A 14,857-nucleotide genomic window follows, 5' to 3' on the forward strand; every position below is an offset into this window, starting at 1 on the left:
CGGCTCGGGTGGCGTACGGCTCAGAGGTGGGCGTACACGTCGTCGAGGGAGATGCCGCGGGCGACCATCATCACCTGGACGTGGTAGAGCAGCTGCGAGATCTCCTCGGCGGCGGCTTCCTTGCCCTCGTGCTCGGCGGCCATCCAGACTTCGGCGGCCTCCTCGACGACCTTCTTGCCGATGGCATGGACGCCCTTGTCCACCAGCTCGGCGGTGCGGGAGGTCGCGGGGTCGCCGGTGGCGGCCTTGTGCTGGAGCTCGGCGAAGAGCTCCTCGAAAGTCTTCTTGGACATGATGTCGTTCACTCTACGCGCCCGCGCCGCGCCGCTCAGCGCCAGGGCTCGGAGACGGTACGGAGCGTGGTCGCGGTCGCCACGGCCGCGGTGACCGCTTCGTGCCCCTTGTCCTCGCTGGACCCCTCGATGCCCGCGCGGTCGAGGGCCTGCTCCTCGGTGTCACAGGTCAGCACGCCGAAGCCGACCGGGACGCCGGTGTCCACGGAGACCTGGGTGAGGCCCTGCGTCACGCCCTGGCACACGTACTCGAAGTGCGGGGTGCCGCCGCGGATGACGACGCCGAGCGCCACGATCGCGTCGTAGCCGCGCTCGGCGAGGACCTTCGCGACGACCGGCAGCTCGAAGCTGCCCGGCACGCGCAGGACCGTCGGCTCGCTGATGCCCAGCTCGCCCAGGGCGCGCAGGGCGCCGTCGACGAGGCCGTCCATGACCTTCTCGTGCCACTGCGCGGCGATCACCGCGACCCGCAGGTCGCCGCAGTTCTTCACGCTCAGTTCGGGTGCGCCCTTGCCGCTCACGCGCTTCTCCTTCGGTCCGGTTGCTCGTTGCTTACTGGTTGCCGCAGGCGGAGACGCCGGGGGCGTCGAGCCAGGGCAGGTCGTGGCCCATCCGGTCCCGCTTGGTGCGCAGGTAGCGGAGGTTGTGCTCGCCGGCCTGGACGGGCATCGGCTCGCGTCCGGTGACCTTCAAACCGTGCCGCAGGACGGCGTCGACCTTGTCGGGGTTGTTGGTCATCAGGCGTACGCCCCGCACGCCGAGGTCGTCCAGGATGCGCGCGCCCGCGCCGTAGTCCCGGGCGTCGGCGGGCAGGCCGAGCTCCAGGTTGGCGTCGAGGGTGTCGCTGCCGCGCTCCTGGAGTTCGTACGCGCGCAGCTTGGAGAGCAGGCCGATGCCGCGCCCCTCGTGGCCGCGGAGGTAGACGACGATGCCGCGTCCCTCCTCGGTGATGCGCCGCATGGACTCCTGGAGCTGCGGGCCGCAGTCGCAGCGCAGGGAGTGGAAGACGTCGCCGGTCAGGCACTCGGAGTGGAGCCGGGCGAGGACGTCCTCGCCCTCGCCGATGTCGCCGTGGACGAGGGCGACGTGCTCGACACCGTCGACGGTGGAGCGGTAGCCGTACGCCGTGAAGTCGCCGAAGGCGGTGGGCAGCCGGACCTCGGCCTCGCGGCGGACGGTGGGCTCCGAGGAGCGGCGGTAGGCGATCAGGTCCTCGATGGAGATGATCGTCAGGCCATGCTTGCGGGCGAAGGGGATCAGCTCGGGCAGGCGCAGCATCCTGCCGTCCTCGCCCGCGATCTCCACGATGGCCCCGGCGGGGCGCAGGCCCGCGAGGCGGGCGAGGTCGACGGCGGCCTCGGTGTGGCCGTTGCGGGCGAGCACGCCGCCGGACCTGGCGCGCAGCGGGAAGATGTGGCCGGGCCGCACGAAGTCGTCGGCCGTGGCCTCGCCGCCGGCGAGGAGCTGAAGGGTGGTGGCGCGGTCGGCGGCGGAGATGCCGGTGCTCACGCCGTGCGCGGCACAGGCGTCGACGGAGACGGTGAAGGCCGTGCTCATCGACTCGGTGTTGTGCTCGACCATCTGCGGCAGGCGCAGCCGGTCGAGCTCCTCGGCCTCCATGGGCGCGCAGATCAGACCGCGGCACTCGCTCATCATGAAGGCGACGATCTCGGGGGTCGCCTTCTCGGCGGCGACGACGAGGTCGCCCTCGTTCTCGCGGTCCTCGTCGTCGACGACCACGACGGGGCGGCCCGCCGCGATGTCGCGGATCGCCTGCTCGACGGGGTCCAGGGAGAGGTCCGAGACGTCCTCGTCGTGGGCGGTGCTGTACCAAACCGGTGCCACACTCATGCGGGGGCTCCTTCCATGACGGGCTGAGAGGCCGCCGCGCGGGAGCGCAGCCACCAGTCGCGCATGCCCCACAGGACAAGGGCGAGGTAGACGACGTAGACGAGGCCGGAGAAGGCCAGGCCGCTGCTGAAGGCGAGCGGCACACCGACCACGTCGACGAGCAGCCAGGCGAACCAGAACTCGACGAGGCCGCGGGCCTGGGCGACCATCGCGGTGAGCGTGCCGACGAAGATGTAGGCGTCCGGCCAGGGGTTCCAGGAGAGCGAGGGGACGGCGGTGAACAGGGCGCCGACAGCGAGCGTGCCGACGGCGGTGCCGCCGAGCAGGATGCCCCGCTCCTTCCAGGTCGCGAACCGGATGGCGATGGAGCCGTCCTGCGCCTGCTGCCTGCCGTGCGTCCACTGCCGCCAGCCCCACAGGGCGACGACGATGACGAGCAGCTGCTTGCCGACGCCGCCGGACAGCTCCGCGGAGGCGTACGCGGCGACGAGGATGACACCGGAGAGGAGCTGGGCGGGCCAGGTCCATATCGAGCGCCGCCAGCCGAGCGCGAGGGCGAGGAGGCCGACGGTGTTGCCGATCATGTCGGACCAGATGATGCGCTGGTCGAAGGCCGTGAAGGCTTCGGCGTTGAGCCAGTTCACTTGGTGGCCTCCTGAGCGGGCACCTGCACGCGGTCGCCGAGCAGGCGCTCCACGTACTTGGCGATGATGTCGACCTCAAGATTGACCGGGTCGCCGGGCTGCTTGATGCCGAGCGTGGTCAGCGCGAGGGTGGTGGGGATGAGGCTGATGGTGAAGAAGTCGGGGCCCGCGTCGACCACGGTGAGGCTGACGCCGTCGACGGTGATGGAGCCCTTCTCGACGACGTAGCGGGCGAGGTCGGCGGGGAGGGAGACCTTGACGATCTCCCAGTTCTCGGAGGGCTTGCGCTCGACGATGGTGCCGGTGCCGTCGACGTGTCCTTGCACGATGTGGCCGCCGAGGCGCGCGCCGACCGAGGTGGGGCGCTCCAGGTTGACGCGGGAGCCGACCGTGAGCGCGCCGAGGCCGGAGCGGTTCAGGGTCTCCGCCATGACGTCGGCGGTGAACTCGTCGCCCTCGTACTCCACGACCGTCAGACACACGCCGTTGACGGCGATGGAGTCGCCGTGCTTGGCGCCCTGGGTGACCACGGGGCCGCGCAGGCGGAACCGGGACGCGTCGGGGAGGTTCTCGACGGCGGTGATCTCGCCCAGCTCTTCGACGATTCCGGTGAACACGTCAGTGCTCCTTCGCTACGAGGGTCGCGGTTACAGGGGTCACGGTCACAGGGGGCGCGGTCACGGGGGTCGCGGTGATGCGCAGGTCGGGTCCGATGCGGACGGTCTCGCTCACGTCGAGCCGCAACGCTTCGGCGATGGTGGTGATTCCGCCGCCGGTCAGGGCGGCGGGGCCCGCGCCCAGCAGGGCGGGGGCGAGGTAGGCGACGACGCGGTCGACGGCGCCGGCGGCGACGAAGGCCCCGGCGAGCGTCGGGCCGCCTTCGAGGAGGACGGACCGCACGCCACGCGCGTGCAGCACGGCGAGCAGGGTTGGAATGTCCAACCCGCCTTCTTCCGCGCGCGGCAGCCGGACGGTCTCCGCGCCTTCGTACGCGGGCGTGGCGTCGTCGGCGACGGCGATCAGCGTCGGCGCCTCGCCGTCCAGGACGCGGGCGCCGGACGTGACGGCGGTGCCGTTCGTGTCGACGACGACCCGCAGCGGCTGGACGGCGCCCTGGATGCCGCGCACGGCGAGGTGCGGGTCGTCGGCGCGCTGGGTGCCGGAGCCGACGACGACGGCGTCGCACTCGGCGCGCAGCCGGTGCACGTCGGCGCGGGAGTCGGCGGAGGTGATCCAGCGGCTGGTGCCGTCGGCGGCGGCGATCCGGCCGTCGAGCGTGGCGGCGTACTTCCAGGTGACGTGGGGGCGGCCGAGCCGTACGGAGGTCAGCCAGGCGGCGTTCCCCTCGGCGGCCTCCGCCTCCAGCAGGGCGGACTCGACGGAGATCCCGGCCGTACGGAGGGTCTGCGCGCCTCCGGTGGCGGTGGGGTCGGGGTCGCCGACCGCGTAGACGACGCGGGCGATCCCGGCGTCGATGAGGGCCTGCGCGCACGGGCCGGTGCGGCCGGTGTGGTTGCAGGGTTCGAGGGTGACGAGGGCGGTGCCTCCGCGTGCCTTGTCGCCCGCCGCGCGCAGGGCGTCGACCTCGGCGTGCGGGCCGCCGGCGCGCCGGTGCCAGCCCTCGCCGACGATCTCGCCGGACGCGTCGAGGACGACACAGCCGACTACGGGGTTGGGGCTCGTGGAGCCGAGGCCGCGGGCGGCCAGCGTGATGGCGCGCCGCATGGCGGCTGCTTCGGCTACGGCGGTGGCCACCGGGTCCTCCTGCCTCTTCGGGCACGGACTCCGGGGCTGTCGATGACGACGACATGTACGGGCAACGGCATCGGGAGACACGTCGACGCCGAAAGAGACCTGTCCCCAGGAGATCCCGGAAACCGCCCCTGGCCGAGGCCAGGAACAAGCCAAGACGGCGGCGTGCACAAGATGCCCGCCCGCCGCGCACTGCCTCCCATCCGGACTTTCACCGTCGGTCCAGGAATTTCACCTGGTCAACCGGCCGCTGGAGGCGGCCGGGTCGCGGACTGTAACCGCCGGTTCGGAATTGCACCGACCCCGGAGTGCGCTGCTTGTGGTACGAGGCCAGTGTGCCACGCCTGATCGACGGCCAGGCGAGTGATCGGCTGTGGGCTGGCTCACAGCAGCAACGTTCCCTCTTCCGTTCAACAACTTGGTCCAGACCTATTGACCGACTGGTCTAGTCCTCTTAACGTCTGCGTCACCTCCGAGGAGCCGGAGCCGACGGTGTGCGCACACCGGGGCCCCAGAACGATCCACCTCTGTACCGGCTGTGTTGTTCCGCCCCGTCCGTGTTCCACTCCGCCCCTGGAGGCTCCCTTGCCGTCCCTCAACCGCGCGAGATCCACTTTGCTCGCGACCGGTGCCGCCGTCGCCGTCGCCGGAATGCTGCTCGGCGTGGTCTCCGGCGGCGCCTCGCACGCCGCCGACAAGGCCACCGACAACGCCGCCGACAACGCGTCCTGCCGCCCCGACGGCCTCTACCGGACGCCCGGCGTCGACGTTCCCTACTGTTCCGTCTACGACAGCGACGGCCGCGAGAAGATGGGCGCCGACCACCAGCGGCGCGTCATCGGCTACTTCACCGGCTGGCGCACCGGCAAGAACGGCGAGCCGGCCTACCTCGCCCCGGACATCCCATGGGGGAAGGTCACCCACGTCAACTACGCCTTCGCGCACATCGACAAGAGCAACAAGCTCTCCGTCGGCTCCGACGGCGAGAAGAACGCCGCCACCGGGATGACCTGGCCCGGCGTCGCGGGCGCCGAGATGGACCCCGCGCTGCCCTACAAGGGCCACTTCAACCTGCTCAACAAGTTCAAGAAGAAGCACCCGAACGTCAAGACGCTCATCTCCGTGGGCGGCTGGGCCGAGACGGGCGGCTACTTCGGCGACGACGGCGAGCGCGTGAAGTCCGGCGGCTTCTACTCGATGGCGACCAACGCCGACGGCTCCGTGAACCAGGCGGGCATCGACACCTTCGCCGACTCCGCGGTCACCTTCATAAAGAAGTACGGCTTCAACGGCGTCGACATCGACTACGAGTACCCGACCTCGATGAAGGACGCGGGCCACCCGGCCGACTTCCCGATCTCCAACGCCCGGCGCGGCGGCCTCGTCAAGGGCTATGCGGCCCTGATGAAGAGCTTGCGCGAGAAGCTCGACAAGGCGGGCGCGGCCGACGGCAAGCACTACATGCTGACCGTCGCGGCCCCCTCGTCCGGCTATCTGCTGCGCGGCATGGAGACCTTCCAGGTCCAGAAGTACCTGGACTACGTCAACATCATGTCGTACGACCTGCACGGCGCCTGGAACGAGTACGTCGGCCCCAACGCCTCGCTCTTCGACGACGGCAAGGACGCCGAGCTCGCCGCGGCGGGCGTCTACGGAAGCCAGCAGTACGGCGGCATCGGCTATCTGAACACCGACTGGGCCTACCACTACTTCCGCGGTTCGATGCCCGCCGGGCGCATCAACATCGGCCTGCCGTACTACACGCGCGGCCACAAGAACGTGCAGGGCGGCACGGACGGACTGTGGGGGAAGGCCGCGGCGACCAGCTGCCCGGCCGGTGCGGGCCTGACCAAGTGCGGTGACGGCGCGGTCGGCATCGACAACCTGTGGCACGACAAGGACGACAACGGCAAGGAGTCCCCGGCGGGCTCCAACCCGATGTGGCACGCCAAGAACCTGGAGAAGGGGATCGTCGGCGACTACGTCACCAAGTACGGCTTCCCCTCGGACACCAAGCTGACCGGCACCTACGCCCGCAAGTACAGCTCCTCGCTGGTCGCGCCGTGGCTGTGGAACGCGGACAAGAAGGTCTTCCTGTCCACGGAGGACGAGGAGTCGGTGGCCAAGAAGGCCGACTACGTGGTCGACCGGGGCATCGGCGGCACGATGATCTGGGAGATGGCGGGCGACTACGACTGGAACGCCGCCAAGGGCCAGTACGAGATGGGCTCCACGCTCACCTCGCTGATGCACGACAAGTTCAAGGCGGCCAAGCCCTACGGCGCGAAAGTCTCCAACAAGGAGCTGCCCACCAAGGCCGTCGACATCGGCGTGGAGTTCGGCGACTTCAAGCTCGGTGACTCCAACTACCCGATCACGCCCAAGGTGAAGATCACGAACAACACGAAGACAGCGCTGCCGGGCGGCACCGAGTTCCAGTTCGACTACTCCACCTCGGCCCCGGGCAACGCCTCCGACCAGTCCGGTTTCGGTACGAAGGTGATCAGCAGCGATCACACGGGCAGCAACGTCGGCGGTCTGAAGGGCGACTTCCACCGGGTCTCGCTGAAGCTGCCGGCCTGGCAGTCGCTGGCACCGGGCGCCTCCGTGGACCTCTCCTTCAACTACTACCTGCCCGTGTCGACCCCGTCGAACTGGACGGTGGACATCAGCGGCACGACGTACGCGCTCGCCGGTGATCTGGCGCGCGGCACCACGGTCGTCGAGCCGGGCTCGGGCGGCCCCGGGCCGACGGACCCGCCTGGCCCGACGGATCCGCCGGGCCCGACCGATCCGCCCACGCCCGGCAAGTGCACCGCTCCCGCGTGGAGCACGTCGTCCGAGTACGGCTCCGGTACGACCGTCTCCCACAAGTCCCGCACCTGGAAGGCCAAGTGGTGGACGAAGGGCGATGAGCCCGGCGCCGGTGGCGAGTGGGGCGTCTGGCAGGACCTCGGCGCCTGCTGACCGCCTGAACGCTCACGTCCACGCGGGTCCGGCACCCTGTGGGCGTGAGCGGTACGCATCACGCGGCGGGCCGAAGAGGTCGTCCTGGACCGCGTCCATGGCGGCGAGCAGCGCACCGTGCGACACCGCGGAGCCGCCCAGCACGCTCGCGCGGACCTCCGTGGGCAGCGGCGACATGGCGGTGACGCGCCGCGCGACGCGGTCGGCGAGCGCGGCGCCGCCCGCGCGGCCCACCTCGCCGCCGAGGACGACGCACCCCGGGTCCAGGATCGCGGCCATCGCGGCGGCGCCCACCGCGACGCGGTCCGCGACGGCGTCCAGGAAGGCCCCCTCCCCCGCCTCCACCGCGTGACGCACGACGTCGGCGGCGGACATGTCCGGCGCCAGGAGCCCGTGCTCCGCGCCTAGTTCCCGGAGCGCGGCGGCGCAGGCCAGCGAGTGGAAGCCGCCCTCGCAGGCGGTGGCGGAGGGCAGCCCGCCGGTGCCCGGCACCGGCAGGAAGCCGATCTCTCCGGTGCCGCCGGAGGCTCCCCTGCGCAGCGCCCCGTCGAGCACGACGGCGGCGCCCACGCCCTCGCCGAGCCAGAGCAGCACGAACGTGTCCCGGTCGTGCGCGGCACCGTCCCGCTGTTCGGCGCGGGCGGCGAGGTTGGTCTCGTTCTCCACCAGGACGCGCGCGCCGAGCCGCTCCTGGAGGGCGCCGGCGAGGCGGCGGTGCCAGGCGGGCAGGGAGGTCGTGTCGTGCAGATCGCCGGTGGCGGGGTCGATGAGGCCGGGCGCGCCTATGCCGATGGTGTGCAGCCGCTGGGCGCCGCCTTCCCGCGCGGCGTCCTCGACGAGCGCGACGGCACGCTGCACCGCGGACCCGGTGTCGCCGCCGATGGCCGCCGAGGCCTCGGCGAGCACCGCGCCGAGCAGGTCCGTCACGACGACGGAGACGCTGTCGGTGCGTACGTCGAGCGCGGCCAGGTGGGCGCGGGCGGCGACGATCCCGTAGAGCCGGGCGTTCGGGCCGCGCCGCTGGGCACCCGCCTCGCCGACGACGGTGATGAGCCCGGCGCTCTGGAGGCGCTCGACGAGGTCGGCCACCGAGGGCCGTGACAGGCCCGTGAGCTGCTTCAACTGGTTGGCGGTCAGGGGCCCTTCGCTCTGCAGGAGGCCCAGCGCGAGCCGGTCGTTGATGGCCCGAGCGGTACTCGGTGAGGCAGGCATGCCGGGATCCTTCCACAGAGCGCTTCTATTTATTAGGCAGGCTTCCTGATAGTTTACGTCGCCGTATCGAGGCACACCTCGGAGGGGCGGAACGGACATGAGTGAAGTGGTCTACGACAAGAGCCGGTTGCGGCGCGCGCGGATCGCCGTGGCCGCCGTCTTCTGTGTGCACGGCGCGGTCACCGGTTCCTTCGCGACCCGGGTGCCGTGGATCCAGGAGCACGCCTCGGTCAGCGCGGGCATGCTCGGCCTGGCGCTCGCCTTTCCGGCGATCGGCGCCTCCGTCGCGATGCCGCTCGCGAGCCGGATCAGCCACCGCTTCGGCGCCCGCAACGCGCTGCGCGGACTGCTCGCGATGTGGACGCTCGCTCTGATCCTGCCGTCGCTCGCGCCGAACCTGCTCACGCTCTGCCTGGCACTGTTCGTGTACGGCGCGACCTCGGGCATGTCGGACGTGGCGATGAACGCGCTCGGCGTCGAGACCGAGAACCGCCTCCAGAAGTCGATCATGTCGGGCCTGCACGGCATGTGGAGCGTCGGCGCCCTGATCGGCTCGGCGGCCGGCACGGTAGCCGCCCATCTGGGGTCGGACGCCCGGCTGCACCACGCGCTGGCCGCCGCGGCGCTCACCGGGCTCGGCCTGGCCGCCTGCCAGGGCGTCCTCGACCTCCAGGCGGCCCCCGAGGAGGAGGCGCCGCCGCGGTTCTCCCTGCCGCCCAAGTCGGCGCTGCTGATCGGCGCGGTCGGTTTCTGCGCGGTCTTCGCGGAGGGCGCGAGCCTGGACTGGTCGGCGGTCTATCTGCGTGACGTCCTCGACTCCTCGGCCGGTGTCGCCGCCGCCTGCACCACCGGATTCACGCTCACCATGGCGATCGCGCGTCTTGCGGGCGACGCGGTCGTCAACCGGTTCGGCGCGGTGCGCACGGTGCGCGCGGGCGGGGCGCTCGCGGTGCTCGGCGGGCTGCTCGTGGTCGTCGCGTCCCACCCGGTCATGGCCATGGGCGGCTTCGCGCTGCTCGGCCTCGGCATCGCGGTCGTGGTGCCGCTCGCCTTCGCCGCCGCCGGGCGCAGCGGCCCGAACCCCAGCCAGGCCATCGCGGGCGTCGCCACCATCACGTACACCTCGGGTCTGATCGCCCCCTCGGCGATCGGCACGCTGGCGGACGCGACGAGCCTGGTGACCTCCTTCGGTCTGGTGACGCTGCTCGCCTTCGGCCTCGTGGCCTTCGCGGGGGTGCTGCGCACGGACGGCCGCGAGGCGGCGCAGGCCGAGAACCCTCAGCCCGCCGGGGAGAAGTCGCACTGACGTCGCATTAACATGGCGTCGATCATTTCGGGCCACGCACCACGGCCCGGTTCGGCGCACAGAAAGCGACACTCACCATGGATCTCGGCGTGCGCTGGAAACTCCACGGCGACGGCCGCACCCCCGCCCCGGGTGCGGTCGTCCGGCCTGATGAGCGGCTCTCGTGGCCGCGGACCTTCGGGCTCGGCGCGCAGCACGTGGTGGCAATGTTCGGGGCGTCGTTCGTGGCGCCCGTCCTCATGGGTCTTGATCCGAATCTGGCCATCATGATGTCGGGCGTCGCGACCGTCATCTTCCTGCTCGCCACGCGCGGCCGGGTTCCCAGCTACCTGGGGTGCTCGCTCTCCTTCGTGGGCGTCGCCGCCGTCATCCGCGCGCAGGGCGGCTCCAGCGCGACGGTGACCGGCGCGGTCCTCGTGGTCGGTGCCGTGCTGTTCCTGGTGGGGCTCGCGGTGCAGAAGTTCGGGGCGCGGATCATCCACGCCGCGATGCCGCCGATCGTGACCGGCGCCGTCGTCATGCTGATCGGCTTCAATCTGGCGCCGGTCACCGCGTCGACGTACTGGCCCCAGGACCAGTGGACGGCCCTGCTGGTGATGCTGTTCACCGGATTGGCCGTGGTGTGCCTGCGCGGCTTCTGGTCGCGCGTCGCGATCTTCCTCGGTCTGATCTTCGGTTACGGCATCTCCTGGGCCCTCGACCGGATCTTCGGCAGGATCCACTCGGCGGACGCCTCGGGCAAGGTCGTCGACCACTGGCGTCTGGACCTGTCCGCCGTGGGCCATGCCGACTGGATCGGCCTGCCCTCCTTCCACGCGCCGAGCTTCGAGTGGTCGGCGATCCTCGTGGCGCTGCCCGTCGTCATCGCGCTGGTCGCGGAGAACGCGGGCCACGTCAAGGCCGTCGGCGAGATGACCGGCGACAACCTCGACGACAAGCTCGGCACGGCGATCTCCGCCGACGGCGCCGCCTCCATGCTCTCCACCGCGGTCGGCGGCCCGCCCAACACGACGTACTCCGAGAACATCGGTGTGATGGCGGCGACCCGCGTCTACTCCACGGCCGCGTACTGGGCGGCGGCCTGCTTCGCGCTGCTCTTCGGCCTCTGCCCCAAGTTCGGCGCGGTCGTCGCGGCGATCCCGGGCGGCGTCCTCGGCGGCATCACCGTCATCCTGTACGGCATGATCGGCCTGCTCGGCGCGCAGATCTGGATCAACGCCAAGGTGGACCTGCGCAATCCGCTGAACCTCGTGCCGGCCGCGGCGGGCATCATCATCGGCGTCGGCGGCGTCTCGCTGAAGTTCACCGACACCTTCGAGCTGAGCGGCATCGCGCTGGGCACGATCGTCGTCATCACGGGCTACCACGTGCTGCGCGCGTTCGCCCCGCCGCACCTCAAGTCCCAGGAACCGCTGCTGGATTCGGGCACGTCGACGTATGACGAAGAGGGCGAGCCGAGCGGCACGCGCTGATCGGCCGGCGCGTCAATCGGCTGGACGTGGTGCGTGGCGCCTGATTAGGGTGCGCACCATGTCCAGTCCCGAGTCCGACAGACTCCGGCCACCGGTCCTCCGGTGGCTTCTCGCGCCGTCGCACTGACGCGTTCGCCGCACTGACGCGTCTGTCGTGCCGCTGCCCTCCGCAGCCGTCCGCGACTTTCCGCTCCGCCGCCACCGGATCACCGCTTCGTGCCCTGATCCCCGCGTTCTTCCTCGTGGTTGCGGAGTCTTGCTGTGCCCTTTGCCCTCTACCTCCTCGGACTTGCCGTCTTCGCGCAAGGCACCTCCGAGTTCATGCTGTCCGGCCTGGTGTCGGACATCGCCCGGGACCTGGACGTCTCCATCCCGTCCGCAGGCCATCTCACCTCGGCGTTCGCCGTCGGAATGATCGTCGGCGCACCGCTGATGGCGCTCGTGAGCCGTCGCTTCTCGCGGCGGAGCGCGCTCCTTTTCTTCCTGATCGCCTTCCTTCTGGTCCACGTCGTCGGCGCGCTCACCACGAGCTTCGCGGTGCTGCTCGCGACGCGCGTCGTGGGCGCCCTGGCCAACGCCGGGTTCCTCGCGGTCGCCCTGGTGACCGCCACGAGCATGGTCGAGCCGAACGCCAAGGGGCGCGCCACCTCGGCGCTGCTCGGCGGCGTGACGGTCGCCTGTGTCGCGGGCGTGCCCGCGGGCGCGCTGCTCGGCGAGGTGTGGGGCTGGCGCTCGGCGTTCTGGGCCGTGGCCCTGATCTCCGTGCCCGCCGTCGTCGCCATCGCGCGGGCCGTGCCGGCCGGGGCGCCGGACGCCGCCGGGCCGGGCGCGCTCGGTGAGCTGCGGGCGCTGCGCGGGCCGCGGCTCCTGCTGACACTGCTGCTGGGGGCGCTGGTGAACGGCGCGACGTTCTGTACGTTCACCTTTCTGGCGCCCCTGGTCACCGACGTCACCGGGCTCGGCTCGGCCTGGGTGCCGGTGGTCCTCGCGCTCTTCGGCATCGGCTCGTTCGTCGGCGTCAGCCTGGGCGGTCGCGTCGCCGACGCGCGGCCGGTGCCACTCCTGGTCCTCGGTTCCCTCGCACTGCTGGCCGGCTGGGTCCTCTTCGCGGTGACCGCCGGGAACCCGGTGGCCGTGGTCGTACTGGTCTTCGTACAGGGCGCGCTGTCCTTCGGCGTCGGCTCCACGCTGATCTCCCAGGCCCTCTACGCGGCGGCCGACGCGCCCGACCTGGCGGGCGGCTTCGCCACGGCCGCGTTCAACGTGGGCGGCGCGCTCGGCCCCTGGTCCGGCGGCCTCGCGATCTCCGCGGGGCTCGGCTACCGCTCCCCGCTGTGGGTCAGCGCGCTGCTCGTGGCGCTGGCGCTGACCGTCGGCGGCGCGGCGCTCGGCCTCCGACAGCGGGGCACGCCCACCTCGGCTCGGCCCCGCTCCGACTCGGAGGCGTGAGCGGGAGCGGGGGTGCCGGGTCGTGTGCCGCTCCCCGCCACTGCGGCACACGGCATCGCCGGTCGTTCCCTCGTTTCGGGGAAGCGCCCGGTGCGCTGACGCCCCGACCGGGCCGGGGCTGGGACCCTGCCCCCATGGCACGGTTGCAGCGGTTCGCAGAGACCATGACCCCGGAGCACGGGGCCGACGGCGTGGTGCCACAGGCGTCCAGGGTCGACAGCGTGGTCACGCGGGCGCCCGGCGTTGACGGCGTCGTGGCGCGGATGCGGATGCTTGGGGGTGGGTGGCCGTCGCGGGATGGGGTGGGTGTTTTCAACCGGGTCTATCTGTCGGTCACCGAGGAGGTCGGTCGGCGTATCGGTCTGGGTGGCTTCTCCGACACGCGGGCCGCGGCCACGCTCGGCGTTCGGTTCGCCGAGCGCTATCTCGCGGCCGTCGACGCCGCCGCCGACGGGCGGCGGACGCCCGCCTGCTGGCGCCCGCTGTTCCAGTACCGGCGCCATCCCGGCGTACGCCCGCTGCAGTTCGCCCTCGCGGGCATCAACGCACACATCGGCCACGACCTGGCGCTCGCCGTCGTGGACGCCTGCCATGCGCTCGACTGCGAACCGGCCGACCTGGAGGACGAGTTCGACGGCGTGGGCGACATCCTCGTAGCGCTGGAGGAGCGCATCCGCGAAGAGCTGATGCCCGGCCCCGACCTCCTCCAGATCGGCGATCCGCTGACGCATCTGGCGGGTTCCTGGAGCCTGGAGCGGGCCCGCGACGGCGCGTGGGCGGCGGCCCGCACCCTGTGGGCGCTGCGCGAACTGCCCGGCATCGCCGAGGAGTTCACGGAGCGGCTGGACGGCGCGGTGGGTCTGGTGGGGCGGATCCTGCTGACGCCGCTGCCGGACTGAGCGAGCCGCCCCCGGCTCCCCCGCAGTCGTTGTACGTTGCATCGACGACCCCGACGCGAAGGAGCACCGGCATGGCGATCCGACTCGGACTGAGCCTCCCGCAGGGCAGGCAGTACGCGATCGGCGACGACGTCCCGGCGGTGGCCCGGGCCGCCGAGGACATCGGCTACGCGAGCCTGTGGGTCTTCGAGCGCGTCCTGTACCCCGACCCCGCCACGCAGGGGCTCTTCGGCATCCCGGGCCGGGCCTGGCCCGACCACTACCGCTCGGTGGCCGACCCGCTCATCACCCTGACGCTCGCCGCCTCGGCCACGGACCGGGCCCGGCTCGGCACCAGCGTCCTGGTCGCCCCGCTGCACATGCCGTTCCAGCTCGCCCGCTCGCTGGCCTCGCTGGACGCGGCAAGCGGGGGCCGGGTCGTCGCGGGCCTCGGCACGGGCTGGTCCGTGGACGAGTACGCGGCCGCGGCGGTGGCGCCGTTCGCCCGGCGCGGCGAGGTCCTGGACGAGCTGATCGACGTCTGCCACGCCGTGTGGGGCCCGGACCCGGTGGCGTACGAAGGGGAGTTGACGGCCATCGTGCCGTCCGCGGTCGGCCCCAAGCCCGCCCGGCCGATCCCGATCCTGCTGCCCGCGAACAGCCCGCGCGCGCTGCGCAGGCTCGTCGACCGCGCCGACGGCTGGATGCCGGTGGCCATGGGCGCCGACGTGCTCGCCGCGCAGTGGGCCAAGGTCCGCGAGGCCGCCGCCGAGCGGGGCCGCGAGCGGCCCGTCCAGAGTGTGGTGCGGGCGAACGCGCGGTACACGGCCAGGGCGTACGACGGTGCGGACCGCGCCCCCTTCCAGGGCAGCGCCGCGCAGATCGCCGAAGACCTGGCGGCGCACGCCGCGGTCGGCGTAGACGAGATCATCCTGGAGCTCGCGGCGTCGGCACGGGACGCGCGGGAACTGAAGGACGTCGCCGCCGAGGTGTACGAGGCGGCACGGGCGGCCGGGGTCTGAGACACCGCCCC

The 14,857-nt window shown here is 71.9% G+C and carries 13 protein-coding genes and 1 riboswitch; of the genes, 6 read left to right on the plus strand and 7 right to left on the minus strand.

Annotated elements, in window-relative coordinates:
• Nucleotides 1-20: 20 nt before the first annotated feature.
• The 6 genes from ACWDVB_RS34270 to ribD are packed head-to-tail and all read right to left on the minus strand — an operon-like array spanning nt 21 to nt 4,513.
• On the minus strand, nt 21-293 hold the full coding sequence (locus ACWDVB_RS34270) for a phosphoribosyl-ATP diphosphatase (protein WP_451518557.1): 273 nt from the start codon (nt 291-293) through the stop codon (nt 21-23).
• A 35-nt stretch (nt 294-328) separates the two neighbouring features.
• Nucleotides 329-814 carry a 6,7-dimethyl-8-ribityllumazine synthase gene (ribH, locus tag ACWDVB_RS34275; protein ID WP_451518558.1) on the minus strand — a complete coding sequence of 162 codons (486 nt, stop codon included), beginning with the start codon at nt 812-814 and terminating at the stop codon, nt 329-331.
• Between the two features lie 31 nt (nt 815-845).
• Nucleotides 846-2,144: a bifunctional 3,4-dihydroxy-2-butanone-4-phosphate synthase/GTP cyclohydrolase II gene (locus tag ACWDVB_RS34280; RefSeq protein ID WP_451518559.1), complete on the minus strand. Its 1,299-nt coding sequence runs from the start codon at nt 2,142-2,144 to the stop codon at nt 846-848.
• On the minus strand, nt 2,141-2,728 hold the full coding sequence (locus tag ACWDVB_RS34285) for a nicotinamide mononucleotide transporter family protein (RefSeq protein ID WP_451518578.1): 588 nt from the start codon (nt 2,726-2,728) through the stop codon (nt 2,141-2,143). The genes ACWDVB_RS34280 and ACWDVB_RS34285 overlap by 4 nt, the downstream gene beginning before the upstream one ends.
• 56 nt (nt 2,729-2,784) lie before the next feature.
• Nucleotides 2,785-3,405 (minus strand): riboflavin synthase, encoded by a 621-nt coding sequence (locus ACWDVB_RS34290; protein ID WP_451518560.1) that lies wholly within the window; start codon nt 3,403-3,405, stop codon nt 2,785-2,787.
• A gap of 1 nt (nt 3,406) precedes the next feature.
• A complete protein-coding gene (ribD, locus tag ACWDVB_RS34295; protein WP_451518579.1) occupies nt 3,407-4,513 on the minus strand; it encodes a bifunctional diaminohydroxyphosphoribosylaminopyrimidine deaminase/5-amino-6-(5-phosphoribosylamino)uracil reductase RibD in 1,107 nt (368 codons plus the stop codon).
• Between the two features lie 212 nt (nt 4,514-4,725).
• Nucleotides 4,726-4,856: riboswitch (FMN riboswitch) on the minus strand.
• 335 nt (nt 4,857-5,191) lie between these two features.
• Here ribD and ACWDVB_RS34300 point away from each other — a divergent pair.
• Nucleotides 5,192-7,507: a chitinase C-terminal domain-containing protein gene (locus ACWDVB_RS34300; RefSeq protein WP_451518580.1), complete on the plus strand. Its 2,316-nt coding sequence runs from the start codon at nt 5,192-5,194 to the stop codon at nt 7,505-7,507.
• A 12-nt stretch (nt 7,508-7,519) separates the two neighbouring features.
• Here the strand turns inward: ACWDVB_RS34300 and ACWDVB_RS34305 are convergent, their stop codons facing one another.
• Nucleotides 7,520-8,719: an ROK family transcriptional regulator gene (locus tag ACWDVB_RS34305; protein WP_451518561.1), complete on the minus strand. Its 1,200-nt coding sequence runs from the start codon at nt 8,717-8,719 to the stop codon at nt 7,520-7,522.
• Between the two features lie 97 nt (nt 8,720-8,816).
• Between ACWDVB_RS34305 and ACWDVB_RS34310 the strand changes: the two genes are divergently transcribed.
• From ACWDVB_RS34310 to ACWDVB_RS34330, 5 genes are all read left to right on the plus strand, one after another.
• Nucleotides 8,817-10,025: an MFS transporter gene (locus tag ACWDVB_RS34310; protein ID WP_451518562.1), complete on the plus strand. Its 1,209-nt coding sequence runs from the start codon at nt 8,817-8,819 to the stop codon at nt 10,023-10,025.
• Between the two features lie 77 nt (nt 10,026-10,102).
• On the plus strand, nt 10,103-11,497 hold the full coding sequence (locus ACWDVB_RS34315; RefSeq protein WP_451518563.1) for a uracil-xanthine permease family protein: 1,395 nt from the start codon (nt 10,103-10,105) through the stop codon (nt 11,495-11,497).
• A 261-nt stretch (nt 11,498-11,758) separates the two neighbouring features.
• Nucleotides 11,759-12,946: a Cmx/CmrA family chloramphenicol efflux MFS transporter gene (locus ACWDVB_RS34320; RefSeq protein ID WP_451518564.1), complete on the plus strand. Its 1,188-nt coding sequence runs from the start codon at nt 11,759-11,761 to the stop codon at nt 12,944-12,946.
• Between the two features lie 134 nt (nt 12,947-13,080).
• Nucleotides 13,081-13,845, plus strand: a complete 765-nt coding sequence (locus ACWDVB_RS34325; protein ID WP_451518565.1) for a DUF5995 family protein — start codon at nt 13,081-13,083, stop codon at nt 13,843-13,845.
• Between the two features lie 71 nt (nt 13,846-13,916).
• Complete coding sequence (locus ACWDVB_RS34330; RefSeq protein WP_451518566.1) at nt 13,917-14,846, plus strand: TIGR03619 family F420-dependent LLM class oxidoreductase; 930 nt, start codon at nt 13,917-13,919, stop codon at nt 14,844-14,846.
• Nucleotides 14,847-14,857 lie beyond the last annotated feature (11 nt).

The sequence above is a fragment of the Streptomyces sp. NPDC003379 genome (assembly GCF_053589195.1).